Raw genomic sequence first — 14,081 nt, forward strand, 5'->3', positions numbered from 1 at the left:
GCAAGGCACGATCACCCGGTGCCGCCCATAGTGAAAGGTCCTCGATATGGCCCGTCCCATTCCCGAAAAGCCACAACTCGAAGGCCTCGAAGCGACCTGGTCGTCACACTGGGACAGTGAGGGCACCTACCGTTTCGACCGGGAGCAAGGCCTTGCAAAGGGCTCGGACGGGGTCTTCTCGGTCGACACTCCCCCGCCGACAGCCTCCGGCAGTCTGCACATCGGTCACGTGTTTAGCTACACCCACATGGACCTGCAGGCGCGCTACCAGCGCATGCGGGGCAAGGAAATTTTCTACCCGATGGGCTGGGACGACAACGGTCTTCCCACCGAACGGCGCGTGCAGAACTACTACGGCGTGCGCTGCGACCCCGCCCTGCCCTACGACCCCGACTTCACCCCGCCGTATGAGCGCGGCGAAGCGGGAAAGAACACTCAACAGTTACCCATCAGCCGGCGCAATTTCGTCGAGCTGTGTGAAACCCTCACCGTTGAGGACGAACAGCAATTTGAGGACCTCTGGCGCGCACTGGGGCTCTCGGTCGACTGGTCGCTGAGCTACCGAACAATCGACGATCACTCCCAGCGCACCGCGCAACGGGCATTCCTTCGAAACCTCGAACGCGGGGAGGCCTACCAGTCCGACGCGCCCACGCTGTGGGACATCACCTTCCGCACCGCGGTAGCCCAGGCGGAACTCGAGGACCGCGAACAACCCGCCGCCTACCACCGAGTGCGCTTCCACGGACCAGAAGCCGGTGATTCGGTCACCATCGTGACGACCCGGCCAGAGCTCATTCCCGCCTGCGTCGCACTGGTCGCCCACCCCGACGATGAGCGCTACCAGCACCTCTTTGGCCACAGCGTCACCAGCCCACTATTTGGGGTGTCGGTTCCCGTCAAGGCCCACCACCTCGCCCAGCAAGACAAGGGCACCGGTCTCGCGATGGTCTGCACCTTCGGTGATGTCACCGACGTGGTGTGGTGGCGGGAATTGGACCTAGAGACTCGGCCTATTCTCGGCCCGGATGGTCGAGTGTTGGCAGATATGCCCCCGGTGATCACCGCCGAGGAGGCTAAAGCCCACTACGAGCAGCTGGTGGGTAAGACGGTCTTTTCCGCCAAGGCACAAATGGTCGAAATGTTGCGCGAATCCGGGGACCTCCTGGCAGAGCCAGAGGCGATCACCCACCCGGTGAAGTTTTTTGAAAAAGGTGACAAGCCGTTGGAAATTGTCACCACCAGGCAGTGGTATATCGCCAACGGATCCCGCGATGAGCAATTAAAGGCCCGGTTGATTCAGCGCGGCAAAGACGTCGAGTTTCACCCCGATTTCATGCGCGTGCGATACGACAACTGGGTCGGCGGCTTGAGCGGTGACTGGCTCATTTCACGGCAGCGATTCTTTGGGGTGCCCATCCCCGTCTGGTATCGAATTGATACCGACGGTGAGGTGCAGCGCGAGGAGGTCATCACCCCCGACGAGTCGAGCCTTCCGGTCGACCCCGCGTCGATGCCCGCCCCCGGCTACACCGAAGACCAGCGGGGTAAGCCCGGTGGTTTTGTGGGCGAGGCCGACATTATGGATACGTGGGCGACGTCGTGCCTGACACCGCAAATCGCGGGCGGGTGGGAAGAAGACCCCGAACTTTTTGACCTCGTCTTCCCCTACGACTTGAGAAGCCAGGGTCAAGACATCATCCGCACGTGGTTGTTTTCCACCGTGCTTCGCGCCGAGTTGGAGCACGGCAGCATCCCTTGGAAGCACGCTGGAATCTCCGGGTTCATTGTTGATCCCGACCGCAAAAAAATGTCGAAGTCCAAAGGCAACGTGGTCACTCCCCAAGCCATGCTCGACGATCACGGCTCCGACGCCGTGCGCTACTGGGCGGCATCGTCGAGGCTCGGCACCGACGCCGCCTTTGACCCCACCAACCCGAAGGTCATCAAAATTGGCCGTCGCTTGGCAATCAAGGTGTTAAACGCGTCCAAGTTCGCCTATTCGTTCCCCGGCGAAGGCGGCGCGGTGACCGAAGCCCTGGATCTGGATATGCTCCACCAGCTGGGCGCAGTCATCGAAGAGGCCACGACCGCGTACGAGCAGTTTGACCACGCCAGAGCTCTCGAGGTCACCGAAACGTTCTTTTGGAGTTTCTGCGACGACTACCTCGAATTGGTCAAAAACCGCGCCTACGCCGATGAGGCAGAGGCCGAGCAGGGAAATCCCGCACAGCAGAGCGCAATCAGCGCACTGCGCATCGCACTCGATGCGATGTTGAGGCTTTTTGCGCCCGTCATTCCCTTCGCCACCGAGGAAGTCTGGAGTTGGCAACACGAGGGCAGTATTCACCAGGCGCCCTGGCCCTCCGTGGGCGAACTCGGCCTCGGTGACAATACGCACCCCGGCGTCTACTCCCTCGCCTCTGAGGCGCTGATCGTCATTCGACGTGCCAAGACCGACCGGCAACTCTCCCAGCGCGCCCCCCTGAAGAGGGTGGCCCTTGCGGCACCGGAGCTTCTGAGCCACGCCGCAAGCGACCTTCAAGCCCTCGGTCACATCGAAGCCCTCGAACTCAGCGTGGCCGAAACGCTTGCACTGCTCGAGTGTGAGGTGGCAGAAGCGTGAGTGGGTCGCCAGCCGTCGTCCGGGAGCTCCACTCAGACGACAGTGCCGTGTGGCGGAAGCTCTTTCTGGACTACGCCAGGTTCTATAACACCGACCCGGACGACTCTGTGTATCAGGGCCTGTGGCGGTGGCTCATGGATCCGGATACTCCGCTGTGGGGCTTTGTGGCCGAATCAGGGGGCAGCGTTGTGGGCTTTGCCCATCTGCAACAGCAGCGCGATACGTTCACCGCGTCAACAAGCTGGTTCCTCGATGACTTATTTGTCGACCCCGAGCATCGCTCGCGCGGCATCGCCCGGATGCTCATCGCCGAGGTGAACCGCTATGCGACTACTCACGGCGGCGGTCGTATTCGCTGGATCACCGACACCAATAACCACACCGCGCGGCGTCTCTACGACGATGTGGCCACACTCACCCACTGGGTTGTCTACGAACAGGAAGGACACACCTCATGATGCTCGGTGGGCGATTCGATGTGGGTCACGACTTTTCGCGGGTCGCCTCGCCCGACCTGCTCGAGCGCATTCACCGGGTCGAAGCGCAGCTCACTGACGAGCAGCGCCGCTCAGCACGCTGGACGCTCACCTGGTTGGAAGGCTCGCCCGTGCTCGCTCTCGATGACGGCCCCACCCTCCGCGAGGGTGGGGATGATCAGAACGCTCAGGCCGATTTTTCTTGACGGCGAGCTGATTTCGGCACGATGGTGGGCGACGCATTTTTCAGCACCACATCGCGAGTGATGACCACCCGGGCAATCGTTTCGGACGATGGCACGTCAAACATGACCGGTCCCAGCACTTCTTCCAAAATGGCGCGCAAACCGCGCGCCCCCGTTTGACGAAGTGCCGCGAGGTCGGCGATTTCTTCTAAAGCTCCCTGTTCGAATTCCAGCTCGACCTCGTCGAGGGCGAACATCCTCTTGTACTGCTTCACCAGAGCGTTCTTGGGGGTCTCCAGAATGTCCATTAGCGCTGTGCGATCCAGCGGTGAGACAGTGGTGACCACCGGAAGCCGGCCGATGAACTCGGGAATCAGTCCGTATTTGTGTAGGTCTTCGGGCAACACTTCGGAGAACATGTCCTCCACGGCGCCCTTCGTGTGCAGAGGTGCGCCAAACCCGATGCCGTGGCGACCAATGCGCTGGGAGATAATCTCGTCTAATCCGGAGAATGCTCCCGCCACAATGAAGAGCACATTGGTCGTGTCGATTTGAATGAAGTCCTGCTGCGGGTGTTTGCGCCCACCCTGCGGAGGTACTGAAGCAACCGATCCCTCCAAGATCTTCAGCAGTGCCTGCTGCACGCCCTCGCCCGAGACATCGCGAGTAATGGAGGGGTTTTCTGCTTTGCGGGCAATCTTGTCGACTTCGTCGATGTAGATGATTCCCGTTTCGGCCCGCTTCACGTCATAGTCGGCGGCTTGGATGAGCTTCAAGAGAATATTTTCGACATCCTCACCGACATATCCGGCTTCGGTCAGGGCGGTGGCATCGGCCACCGCGAACGGCACGTTCAAGCGCTTGGCGAGGGTCTGCGCCAGGTAGGTTTTGCCACAGCCGGTGGGGCCGATGAGCAAAATGTTTGACTTTTGAATCTCCACGTCTTCGGGTTCTGCGTTGCCCTGGGAGATCGCGCGCACTCGCTTGTAGTGGTTGTACACCGCCACCGAGAGGGACTTTTTTGCCGGCTCTTGACCGATGACGTATTCCTCGAGAAAGTCAAAAATCTCTTTGGGTTTGGGCAGGTCAAAGTCGACAACGCCCTCGTCGGTCTTCTCCGCCTGGCGCTCTTCAATAATTTCATTACAGAGCTCGACGCATTCATCACAGATGTACACGCCGGGTCCGGCGATGAGTTGCTGAACCTGCTTTTGACTCTTACCGCAAAACGAGCACTTCAGAAGCTCGCCTGATTCACCCGCACGCGCCATCGTGGACCGCCCCCGCTCAAATTGTGGAGTCCAATTCGCCCAAAGCCTACCCGTTTGCACTGACGAGGCCCGTCTTTTATGGCCTGAGAGTGTCGGCCTGGCAGTGCCGACCTGAGAGTGCCGACAAACCGTCGGTCTTACACTGGGCCCACAATGACAAGTCCCCGGAAATATCTGGCGCTGCCCCTGGGTGTGGTCGCTCTGGTCGGGGCGTGGATGGTGGCCTCCAGCGCCGCACTCGCCCACGACCAGGTCATCGAGACCACCCCCGCCGCCGGTGAGACAGTGTCCGAGCACCCCCTCGACATCACCATCACCACGTCAGGAGAGCTTCTGGACCTCGGCGGAAACTCCGCGGGGTTTGCCCTCCTCGTCACCGATCAGGCCGGACTGTTCTATGGGGATGGCTGCACCACCATCGACGGGATGTCGCTCTCGACCTCTGTGGACATGGGCGACAGCGGGCCCTACACCGTGACCTACCAATACGTCTCCGGTGATGGCCACACCCTCTCCGGCGAGTATGACTTCACTTTTGAACGCCCCGAGGATTATCTTCCCGCCGCCGGTCAAGCAGAAGCCCCGGTCTGCGGTGAGCCACCGGTCTATCCGTTGGAGTCCACGACACAAGAGGGTGATCGAGGCGACGCCCCCGCCGAAGGCGATGAACAGCCTCCCGCAGTCGAGCAGAGTCCAGACCTGCCCGCCGAAGCGGAGCAACCCGGGCTGGGCCGGGTAGCGACCGCCGCGTCGATTATTATCCCGCTGGCCATTGGCGCGGGACTGGTCTACTGGTTTGCCCGACGAGACTTCCGCCGATAAGCCCGACGAAACCTCCGCCACTACGGGTGTATCGGAGGCCTGCCCCGGGAGGTCTGTCCCGGGAGGTCTGCCCCGGGAGGTCTGCCCCGGGTCCCTCGTCTACTCGGCCGTAATTGCTTGGGGGCCACCGACGGGAACAATGCCACCCTTGCGGCTGGTGAGAACCTGGTCGATGAGTCCGTAGCTCAGAGCCTCGTCGGCGGTGAGAATTTTGTCGCGATCGATGTCTTTTCGCACCTGCTCGATGGAGTGGTTCGAGTGCTTCGAGAGCGTCTCTTCCAACCAATCGCGCAGCCGAGCGATTTCGTTCGCCTGAATTTCGATGTCGGATGCTTGACCACGACCGGCCTCACCCATCATCGGCTGGTGAATGAGGATTCGCGCGTTGGGCAGCGCCAGGCGCTTACCCGGAGTTCCCCCGGCGAGGATGACCGCTGCCGCCGAGGCCGCCTGGCCCAGCACCACCGTTTGCACCTCGGGACGGATGTACTGCATGGTGTCGTAAATCGCGGTCATCGCGGTGAAGGAACCACCGGGTGAATTGATGTACATCACGATGTCGCGCTCGGGGTCTTGGCTCTCCAAGACCAGCAGCTGCGCCATGACGTCATCGGCGGAGGCGTCGTCGACCTGGACACCCAAAAACACGATGCGGTCTTCAAACAGCTTCGCGTAGGGGTCTTGGCGTTTGAAGCCGTAGCTGGTGCGCTCTTCAAAGCTCGGCAGGATGTAACGGGCTTCTGGCATGAAACGATTTTCCATTGCGATCTCCTTCTACCCGACTACTTTTTCTTGCCTGTTTCGGTACCGCCGCCACCGGAGACGTCGCTAGCCGAAGCCCGAATGTGGTCGACGAATCCGTAATCCAGCGCTTCTTCGGCGCTGAACCACTTGTCGCGGTCACCGTCGGCCATGATCTGCTCCACGGTTTTACCGGTCGCCTCGGCGGTAATTTCCGCCAAGCGCTTCTTCATGTCGTTGATCAGCTGCGCCTGGGTCTGAATGTCGCTGGCGGTACCGCCGAACCCGCCGTGTGGCTGGTGGAGCAACACCCTTGCGTTGGGGGTGATGTAACGCTTGCCCTTGGAGCCGGCGGTGAGGAGCAGCTGGCCCATCGACGCCGCCATTCCGATACCGACCGTGACAATGTCGTTTGGCACAAACTGCATCGTGTCGTAGATCGCCATACCCGCGGTGATCGAACCACCGGGTGAGTTGATGTACAAGTAGATGTCTTTATCCGGGTCTTCTGCGGCCAACAGCAGCAGCTTCGCCGCGATCTCGTTGGCGTTATCGTCCCGCACTTCTGAACCGAGCCAAATAATTCGTTCTTTGAGCAGGCGATCGAACACGCTCTGCTGCATCATCGGTTCAGCCATGGTCTCCTCACAGGATTGCGTTGGGTCTAACTCTTCGACAGTAGTGCGCGTGGGCTGAACACCCCGCGCGTGTTCGCCCTCGGCAGAGGACGACGGCGACTTTAGTGGTCGTGGGCGTCAGTTTCAGTGGAGCCGACCTCACCGAGGAAATCGGTCAGGTCAACTTTTTTGCCCTTGGAATCCTTAATCGTCACCTCGCGCAGCGCCACCGAAAGGGCCTTAGAGCGAGACACTTCGTTCGCGATGGTCCCCAATTGGTTTTGCTCGCTGAGCGCCTGGATGAACTCGGCCGGCTCCATTCCGTATTGGCCCGCTGACTGCACCAGGTAGCTCGAGAGCTCCTCCTGAGTGGGCTGAATATCGAGCGACGCGATCAGTGCATCGAGAACAAACTGGGTCCTGAGCGATTTCTGCGTGGACTCTGTCACCTCGGCGCGGTGGGTGTCATCCTGCAGGCGCTTTTCCTGCTCCAAGTGACGGTGCACCTCGGCCTCAACGACACCGTCGGGAACGGGCAAATCGAGCTCTTCCAGCATTTTTTCGACCAGGTTGTCCCGGGCTTCCTGCGCTTGGGCGAGGCGGCCTTTGCGCTCAACTTCTTTCGCCAGGTCGTCCCGAAGCTCGGCAATCGTGTCGAACTGGCTCGCGATCTGCGCGAAGTCGTCATCGGCTTCGGGCAGTTCGCGCTCCTTCACCGACAACACACTCACTTCAATTTCTGCTGTCTCACCCGCGTGGTCGCCACCGAGGAGCTCCGAGGCAAACGTGGTGGTCTCCCCCGCGGTGAGTGTCTCCAGTGCTTCATCGATTCCGTCGATGAGCTGCCCCGACCCCATTTCGTAACTAATCGAGTTCGCCGTGTCGATGGTGTTGTCACCAATTTTGGCCACCAGGTCTAGTTGCACGAAGTCGCCCTGGGAGATCGGGCGATCGACGCTGACGAGCGACGCAAAACGCTCGCGCAGCGAGTCGAGCTCCTCATCCACGGCTTTTTTATCCGCGGCGAGGGCTTCCACCTCGAGTGTGTACTTGGTGTAGTCCGGGAGGGTCACCTCTGGGCGCACATCCGTCTCGACGGTAATGATGAGCTCTCCAGAGAAATCTTTCTCCTCCGGCCACTGGGTGACGTCGGCCTCTGGCCGACCCAGGGTGTCGATGCCTTCTTCCGCCACGGCCTCTTGGAAGAGTCGATCCAGACCTTCGCTGACGGCGTGGTTGAGCACCTCACCCCGGCCAATGCGCTGGTCGATAATCGGCGGCGGAACCTTCCCCTTACGAAACCCTGGGATGTTCACCTGCTCGGCGATGTGAGTGTAGGCGTGATCGATACTGGGCTTGAGCTCCTCGGGGCTGACCGCGATGGTCAGCTTCACGCGGGTGGGACCCAGTTTTTCGGTGGTCGTCTGCGGCACTTGAATACTCTCCCGGATTGGTTGCGTGCGCGGGCTGGTCGGGGCGACAGGATTTGAACCTGCGACCTCCCGCTCCCAAAGCGGGCGCTCTACCAAGCTGAGCTACGCCCCGAAAGGAGTCCCTGTCAGCCCACAGTGAATCGATAGTGCAGGGTTCGCGCTATCGCCGCCCAACAGTGTAGCTCAGGCCGTGTTTAGGCCCGTGCCAGCCGCGAATGCACTACCATTGAGTCGCCGTGGGGATGTAGCTCAATGGTAGAGCCTCAGTCTTCCAAACTGATGGTGCGGGTTCGATTCCCGTCATCCCCTCCACATTCAGCGCCCCACTCAGAGCCTCGTGGTGCCGCTCTCGTGGTGCCATCCTGCCTCTACGGGGTCGCGGTGTCGCTCTTCGTGAGGTCCCTATTCGAGAAGTCACCGGTGGAAAACCTCACGGCGAGGACCACCCGGTCACCGTGTTGTTCCAACTGAGCGTCCCTCGAATGCTCACCGATGGTCACCAGGCCCATTCCGGCCACAGCCGCGGGACCCACCCGGTAGAGCACGCCGGGGTTACTCACCCGAAGCTCCAGCGTCCCGGAGCGCTCCTGGCGGAGAGTGAGGACAATGTCACCGTCCTCGCCGTGTCGAACCGCATTCGAGAGCGCTTCGGAGAGGACCAAGAAGGTGTGATCCGCGAGCGCCGGGTCCCGATCCAACACCGACCACACCTCGGGCGCCACCGTGTGGGTGATGGGCCGAGCCGCCGACCACACCGTCACCAGCGAATCAAAGCGACTCTCGGCGGCCTCGACGTCACCGTCTGGCAGGTCATCGAAAAGGCGGTCTAAGCGCTGGCCCATCTCTTCCAGAGCCGCGGGTAACTGCTTTGGGTCAAACTTTGCTGAGCGAAATAGTGCCGCCCAGGCGACCAGTTCTGCTTGCACTCCGGAGTGGAGCAGGTCAGCCGCCTGCGCGCGGCCGTCCTGGCCACTGCCCTGGAGGCGCGCGGTGCGCGAGGCGAGCGCCGCGAGTGACTTGGCGCGAACCCGCTCGCGCATCAGTGCCACACTCAGTAGGTGCTCGGCGAGTGAAAAACCTATTCCCAGGATGGCCGCAAGCACTGGTGCGGCGAAGACAAAGTCGACTGGGTGGCCCGCAAACCGGGCGGAGACGACCAGCAGCGCCGCGCTGGCAGCCCCGGCGACACTCATCCCGGCGACGATCCAGATAAAGCGGGTGGTTGCGGTTCGCGGTTGGCTGCGCGAGACCACCCGACGCAACAACCACAAACTTCCCCCCAGCAGTGGCAGGGTCGCCACTGCGAGCACGGCCTCGATACTCCAGCCAAAGCGCTCCCACATAAAGAACACCACGATGGGAAGAACGACCACAACCGTGCTGGCTCCGTTGGTGGGGAGGATCTCTCGCCACCGCAAATCTTTCGGGAGGAGGGCCTCGGGATCATCCGCCGAGCTCGCGAGAGCCTCCACAGTGCGTGCGCCCTTGGAGGCACTGTTGTGGTCGGTTCGGGAGTCCGGAAGCTTTGTCTCGTGACTCAGGGGACGAATCACTTCCTGGACGAGCCGGTCGATTTCCCCCGCCACAACGGCGGGGCGTCTCGGTACTGAGACCCTCCAGGGCAGTAACAGCTGATCGACGTGGGCTTGGGCTCTCGCCATCACTTCGGCAACCGTCAATTCCCGCGCCGATTGGCCCGATTGGCCCAGGCTGCTAATCGATTCTTCGGCTTGGTCGATGCGCCGCCTGGCGCTTCGAGACTGCTGCAACAGTTCGGTCACGACGCCGGTGAGGGCCAGGAGCGGAACGCTCAATCCGATACTGAGGGCCAACCGGACAGGGGTCGCCTCCAGTGGCTCAACTCCGACGAGCAGGTAGGAGAAATCGATGGCGTAGATGCGGACAATAGCGAGTGCGACGAAGAGGCCAAGGGTCACCACAGCCGGCGGGGGCTGCTGTGGCAGGAAGTAGAGCAACCACCACATCAGCAGGGCGACTCCCGCGACCAGTACGTGCGCGAGGAGGTTCGGCAGGAAATGGAGGTCCGCGGTGGGGTTGGCAAAAGGGCCCCACCCGGAAATCATGGTGAGGCCAAACATGACCGTGACGACCAGGGCGATACCCAGGGGTGAGAGCGCTGCGCGCCCGCCCAGAAGAGAAAGGTAGGAGGCCCAGCCCCTCACGCTAGAGAACCTGTTCGGGGGGTCCGTAGAGCGCGATGTACTCTCTGGCCGCGGCCACGCGGGCGTTTAGCGCCGCACTGCCGTCGACACCGAGCCGGGCGAACAGTCTCGTCACGATTCGCTCGGTCGCGGCGACGGTGGTGCCGCGTTTCTGGGCAATGGCGGCATTGGACAGCCCCGCGGCAATCAGACGCCACACCTCCATCTGCGGTGTGGTCAGCTGACTGGCTTCCTCGGCGCTGGAGGACGGTGTCACAGGCGCATCGGGTAAATCGGGTTGCCTGTTGCGAAGCGCCGCCTCGACGAGAGCGACCAGTGTTTTCTGGTCGGTGACCTGCGCTTTACTCGCCAGCACCGTGTGGGCGGGAATCGCTTTGGCTTCTCTCACCAAATGAGAGGCGGGGTAATTACTCATCAACACCACGGCCAAATGGGGCGCTCTGGTCGCCAAAATGAGTGCGAGCTCACTCCCGGAGGGCGGCGCGCCCAAGTGCACGTCGGCGAGGAGCACGTCTGGATCCCACTGGTCAAACTGGGCCACCGCTTCCTCGGCACTCCCCACGGCCGCCACCTCAAAGCCGTTGTGGGTGAGGGTGTCGGAGACTAACCCACGCGTCATCGCGTGATCCTCAACGATCATCGCCCGACGAGCCACCATCGTGTTGCCCCTTGTGGATTGGTCGCCGGTCCACCCCCGAGGGCTACCCGCCGCGAACGCTGACATACCTGATTAATAGTCACACTACTGGAGGCGGAGACGGCGAGGAAACCCACTGCGGATTACAGCGCGTGATGGGTCACCCGACCGTCGACAATGGTGAGCTCAACGGGCAGTTCGCGAAGCGCCTGGGCCAACCTGTGTGGGTCCTGGGAGAGTGCTCGCTCCAACCACAGCGGGTCGGCCCCCAGAGCAATGAGGTCGGCGGGCTGGCCCACAACCAGATCGTTTCGCATCGACGCCCGGAGGGCTTCTCGCACACCAATGCGCTGATCGCCAATCCAGGATTGCCGGTCATCGTCAGTCCGGGTGACCGCCGCCGCAATCTGCACCAGTGGGTCAAGTGGTGACACCGGGGCATCCGAGCCAAACACCACGCGAGCCCCGGCGTCGAGTAGCGACCTAATGGCGATCACCCGATCGGTGCGATCACTCCAGTAGTGCTCGGCCACATCCCGGTCGTCGACCGCGTGTTGGGGCTGAACGCTGGCGGTCACCTCCAGGGCGGCAAATCGTGTGAAGTCGACGTCGCGCAACAGCTGGGCGTGTTCAATCCGGCCAGAGACCCCCACCGATTCGAAAAGGTCGAGAACGACCCGGTTGGCTTCATCCCCGATGGCGTGAAAGGCCGGCACAAAACCCGCCTGTGTGCCCCGCACCATCAGCGCTTCCAGCTCCACCGCCGAATAATTCATCGCGCCGTATTCTTCGCCGGAAATCCCTCGGTAGGGTTCGCAACAGTAGGCCGTTCGGGTATTGAGCGACCCGTCGGTGATCACCTTCAGAAAGCCCACGTTCACCCCGGGGGCGACCTGTTTTCCCGTGTGGTCACCCCGGGCAATGGCCTGGTCGAGGTCTTGGGGATACACCGCGTAGTGGACTCGAATACTCCACCGGTCCTCTCCGGTGCGGCGGCGTGTCCAATTGGCGTGGTTGTCGTCGAAATCGAAATCGACTATTCCCACTACCCCCCGCGCAGAGGCGGCATCGAGCGCGTCACTCACCCACTGGTCGCGACTATCGCCGCTACCGCGCGCGAGCTGTTCGGCCAAGCCGAAGGCCTCTCGTTCTCGCAGCACGCCCTCGGGGAGGGCGTGCTCGTGTCCCAGCTGCAGGGCAGCGGCGGTATTGAGCCACACCGAATGCAGATCGACACTCCACAACACCCACGGTGTGGCACCCGAATAGTCATCGAGTAGCCCGGCGGTTTTGTCATCAGGCCACAGGCCGTCTCGAAATCCCGCTCCGATGAGCACCTCGGCCGACCCCGCCGCGTCGTGTGCGCCAGATCCAGCGGCCATTAATTCCGCGGCTTCTCTCGCCGACTCGGCGGCTTCGAGCGATACCCGCCGGCGATATTCCGCCCAGGAACCCAAATGCACGTGTTCGTCCCACAGGCCTGGAGCGAGGACACGACCGTCGAGGTCGTATTCCTCCACCGGCGGGTCGACGGTGAGTGAGCCCGCCGGGGCAATCTCTTCGATGACTCCATCGCGGATGAGCAGGTCGACCCGACCGCGCTCTGGTTGGTCAAAGAGTGTGGCGCGGCGAAGAATCATGAAAAAACCCTAACCCGGGTCACTGGGCCGTTTGGCAGTGCGGGCAGTAGTACAACTTCCTCGCCTGCATCGGGGCCATCACCACCTCATGGCCACACACCAGACACGGCTCACCCTGTCTCTTGTAGACGAAGTGGCGAAGCTTTCGATCGCGTAGGGCTTTTTTTGCCCCGGCGGGACTCAGGTCATCTCGGGTGACCATCACACCGGTTTTCACCCCTCGGCGAAGCAGCACAGCCCAGTCGTCCCAGAGGCTTCCGAGCTGGTCTGTGCTGATTGAGCGCGCCGGGATAAAGGGATCGAGGCGGTGGCGAAAAAGAAGCTCCGCCCGGTACACGTTTCCAATTCCACTGACAATTTTCTGATTCATCAGGGCGATTCCCACCGGGGTGGCCGTTCTCGACATTCGCTCGATGAAGCGCTCTCGGTTGACTACGTCGTCGCCCACGAGTGGGTCGGGACCGAGCGCCTGGGCCAGCGTCGCGGCCTCTTCGTGGCTGATCACCTCACAGGCCGTCGGGCCACGCAAATCCGCGACGACGGTGTCACTCATCACCCGCAGCCGCACCTGCCCCACCGGTTCGGGAGGGAACTGATCGACGGCCAATTGGCGAAGACCCTCCTCGGCGGGAGATTTTTTCCGAGGAGCTCCTAGCGAATCGGTCTGCCGAACGCCGTGGACACTCCAGGCGCCGTAGATTCCCAGGTGCACCCGCAACACCCAGTCACCGCCGAAACCCGCAAAAAACTGCTTACCGACCGCCCAGGCGTCATCGACGACCAGGCCATCGAGCATGGCGGCACCCTGACTGAAGCGCCCTTGGGGCGATGACGCTGCCACGACCTGCCCCACAAAGACACGTCGAAAAAGACCGGCGACCCGGTGAACGGTGTGACCCTCCGGCATGGCCTAAAAGGTCTGACCGGATGCGGGAATGTGTCCGGTGTGTTCAAAGTGGCGAATCTGACCAATCCGTCTGGCGTGGCGCTCATCACCACTAAAGGGCGTCGCCACAAAAGCCTCGATGAGCATCACCGCTTCATCGAAACCGTGCTGCCTGGCGCCGATTGCCGCCACATTGGCGTCATTGTGTTCGCGGGCCAACACAGCCGTGTCGCGATTCCAAATCAACGCCGCGCGCACCCCGGGCACCTTATTCGCGGCAATTTGCTCGCCGTTTCCCGACCCGCCGAGGACGATTCCGACGGCGTCCACACCTGCTTCGTGATCGGCCACGACCGCTTGTGCTGCCGCAATACAAAAGCCTGGATAGTCATCGAGTGCATCGAAGCTCTGCGGCCCGTGATCGACCACCTCGTGGCCAAGACTGTCCAAATGCTCCGCGAGATCGCGCAATAATTCGAGCCCGGCGTGGTCCGTTGCGAGGTGAATGCGCATAAAGCCTCGTTCTCAAAAGTGTCGATTAGGTAACCTGGGCACAGCCCGCCT

At 61.8% G+C, this 14,081-nt stretch carries 12 protein-coding genes, 2 tRNA genes and 1 pseudogene; 5 read left to right on the forward strand and 10 right to left on the reverse strand.

The window, feature by feature from the left end:
• Window positions 1-46 precede the first annotated feature (46 nt).
• The 3 genes from valS to RI518_RS00500 are packed head-to-tail and all read left to right on the forward strand — an operon-like array spanning window position 47 to window position 3,308.
• Window positions 47-2,626, forward strand: coding sequence for a valine--tRNA ligase (valS, locus tag RI518_RS00490; RefSeq protein ID WP_310671165.1), 2,580 nt, complete (start codon window positions 47-49; stop codon window positions 2,624-2,626).
• On the forward strand, window positions 2,623-3,084 hold the full coding sequence (locus RI518_RS00495) for a GNAT family N-acetyltransferase (protein ID WP_310671164.1): 462 nt from the start codon (window positions 2,623-2,625) through the stop codon (window positions 3,082-3,084). Before valS ends, RI518_RS00495 begins: the two co-directional genes overlap by 4 nt.
• Window positions 3,081-3,308, forward strand: a complete 228-nt coding sequence (locus RI518_RS00500) for a hypothetical protein (protein WP_310689109.1) — start codon at window positions 3,081-3,083, stop codon at window positions 3,306-3,308. The genes RI518_RS00495 and RI518_RS00500 overlap by 4 nt, the downstream gene beginning before the upstream one ends.
• On the opposite strand, the gene clpX is transcribed toward RI518_RS00500, so the two are convergent.
• The gene (gene clpX / locus RI518_RS00505; RefSeq protein WP_310671162.1) at window positions 3,290-4,558 is read right to left on the reverse strand and encodes an ATP-dependent Clp protease ATP-binding subunit ClpX; all 1,269 of its coding nucleotides are present in this window, start codon (window positions 4,556-4,558) and stop codon (window positions 3,290-3,292) included. The genes RI518_RS00500 and clpX overlap by 19 nt on opposite strands.
• Window positions 4,559-4,711: 153 nt before the next feature.
• Between clpX and RI518_RS00510 the strand changes: the two genes are divergently transcribed.
• Window positions 4,712-5,380, forward strand: a complete 669-nt coding sequence (locus tag RI518_RS00510; protein WP_310689110.1) for a copper resistance protein CopC — start codon at window positions 4,712-4,714, stop codon at window positions 5,378-5,380.
• Window positions 5,381-5,479: 99 nt separating this feature from the next.
• On the opposite strand, the gene RI518_RS00515 is transcribed toward RI518_RS00510, so the two are convergent.
• The 4 genes and pseudogenes from RI518_RS00515 to RI518_RS00530 all read right to left on the reverse strand — a co-directional run bounded on the left by RI518_RS00515 (window position 5,480) and on the right by RI518_RS00530 (window position 8,283).
• Window positions 5,480-6,142: an ATP-dependent Clp protease proteolytic subunit gene (locus RI518_RS00515; protein WP_310671160.1), complete on the reverse strand. Its 663-nt coding sequence runs from the start codon at window positions 6,140-6,142 to the stop codon at window positions 5,480-5,482.
• Window positions 6,143-6,162: 20 nt separating this feature from the next.
• Window positions 6,163-6,768: pseudogene (locus RI518_RS00520) on the reverse strand (ATP-dependent Clp protease proteolytic subunit); the annotation flags it as partial.
• Window positions 6,769-6,860: 92 nt separating this feature from the next.
• Window positions 6,861-8,171 carry a trigger factor gene (gene tig, locus RI518_RS00525; RefSeq protein WP_310689111.1) on the reverse strand — a complete coding sequence of 437 codons (1,311 nt, stop codon included), beginning with the start codon at window positions 8,169-8,171 and terminating at the stop codon, window positions 6,861-6,863.
• A 35-nt stretch (window positions 8,172-8,206) separates the two neighbouring features.
• Window positions 8,207-8,283, reverse strand: a tRNA-Pro gene (locus RI518_RS00530).
• 126 nt (window positions 8,284-8,409) lie between these two features.
• Between RI518_RS00530 and RI518_RS00535 the strand changes: the two genes are divergently transcribed.
• Window positions 8,410-8,483 (forward strand) — tRNA-Gly (locus RI518_RS00535).
• A 56-nt stretch (window positions 8,484-8,539) separates the two neighbouring features.
• Here the strand turns inward: RI518_RS00535 and RI518_RS00540 are convergent.
• The 5 genes from RI518_RS00540 to RI518_RS00560 all read right to left on the reverse strand — a co-directional run bounded on the left by RI518_RS00540 (window position 8,540) and on the right by RI518_RS00560 (window position 14,030).
• The gene (locus RI518_RS00540) at window positions 8,540-10,354 is read right to left on the reverse strand and encodes a hypothetical protein (protein WP_310689112.1); all 1,815 of its coding nucleotides are present in this window, start codon (window positions 10,352-10,354) and stop codon (window positions 8,540-8,542) included.
• 1 nt (window position 10,355) lies between these two features.
• Complete coding sequence (locus RI518_RS00545) at window positions 10,356-11,012, reverse strand: response regulator (RefSeq protein WP_310671157.1); 657 nt, start codon at window positions 11,010-11,012, stop codon at window positions 10,356-10,358.
• A 122-nt stretch (window positions 11,013-11,134) separates the two neighbouring features.
• The gene (locus RI518_RS00550) at window positions 11,135-12,631 is read right to left on the reverse strand and encodes an amidohydrolase family protein (RefSeq protein ID WP_310671156.1); all 1,497 of its coding nucleotides are present in this window, start codon (window positions 12,629-12,631) and stop codon (window positions 11,135-11,137) included.
• 19 nt (window positions 12,632-12,650) lie between these two features.
• Complete coding sequence (locus RI518_RS00555; protein ID WP_310671155.1) at window positions 12,651-13,538, reverse strand: DNA-formamidopyrimidine glycosylase family protein; 888 nt, start codon at window positions 13,536-13,538, stop codon at window positions 12,651-12,653.
• Between the two features lie 3 nt (window positions 13,539-13,541).
• Window positions 13,542-14,030: a ribose-5-phosphate isomerase gene (locus RI518_RS00560; RefSeq protein ID WP_310671154.1), complete on the reverse strand. Its 489-nt coding sequence runs from the start codon at window positions 14,028-14,030 to the stop codon at window positions 13,542-13,544.
• Window positions 14,031-14,081 lie beyond the last annotated feature (51 nt).

This window comes from Pontimonas sp. (genome assembly GCF_031581085.1).
In the GTDB taxonomy this organism is placed as follows: domain Bacteria; phylum Actinomycetota; class Actinomycetes; order Actinomycetales; family Microbacteriaceae; genus Pontimonas.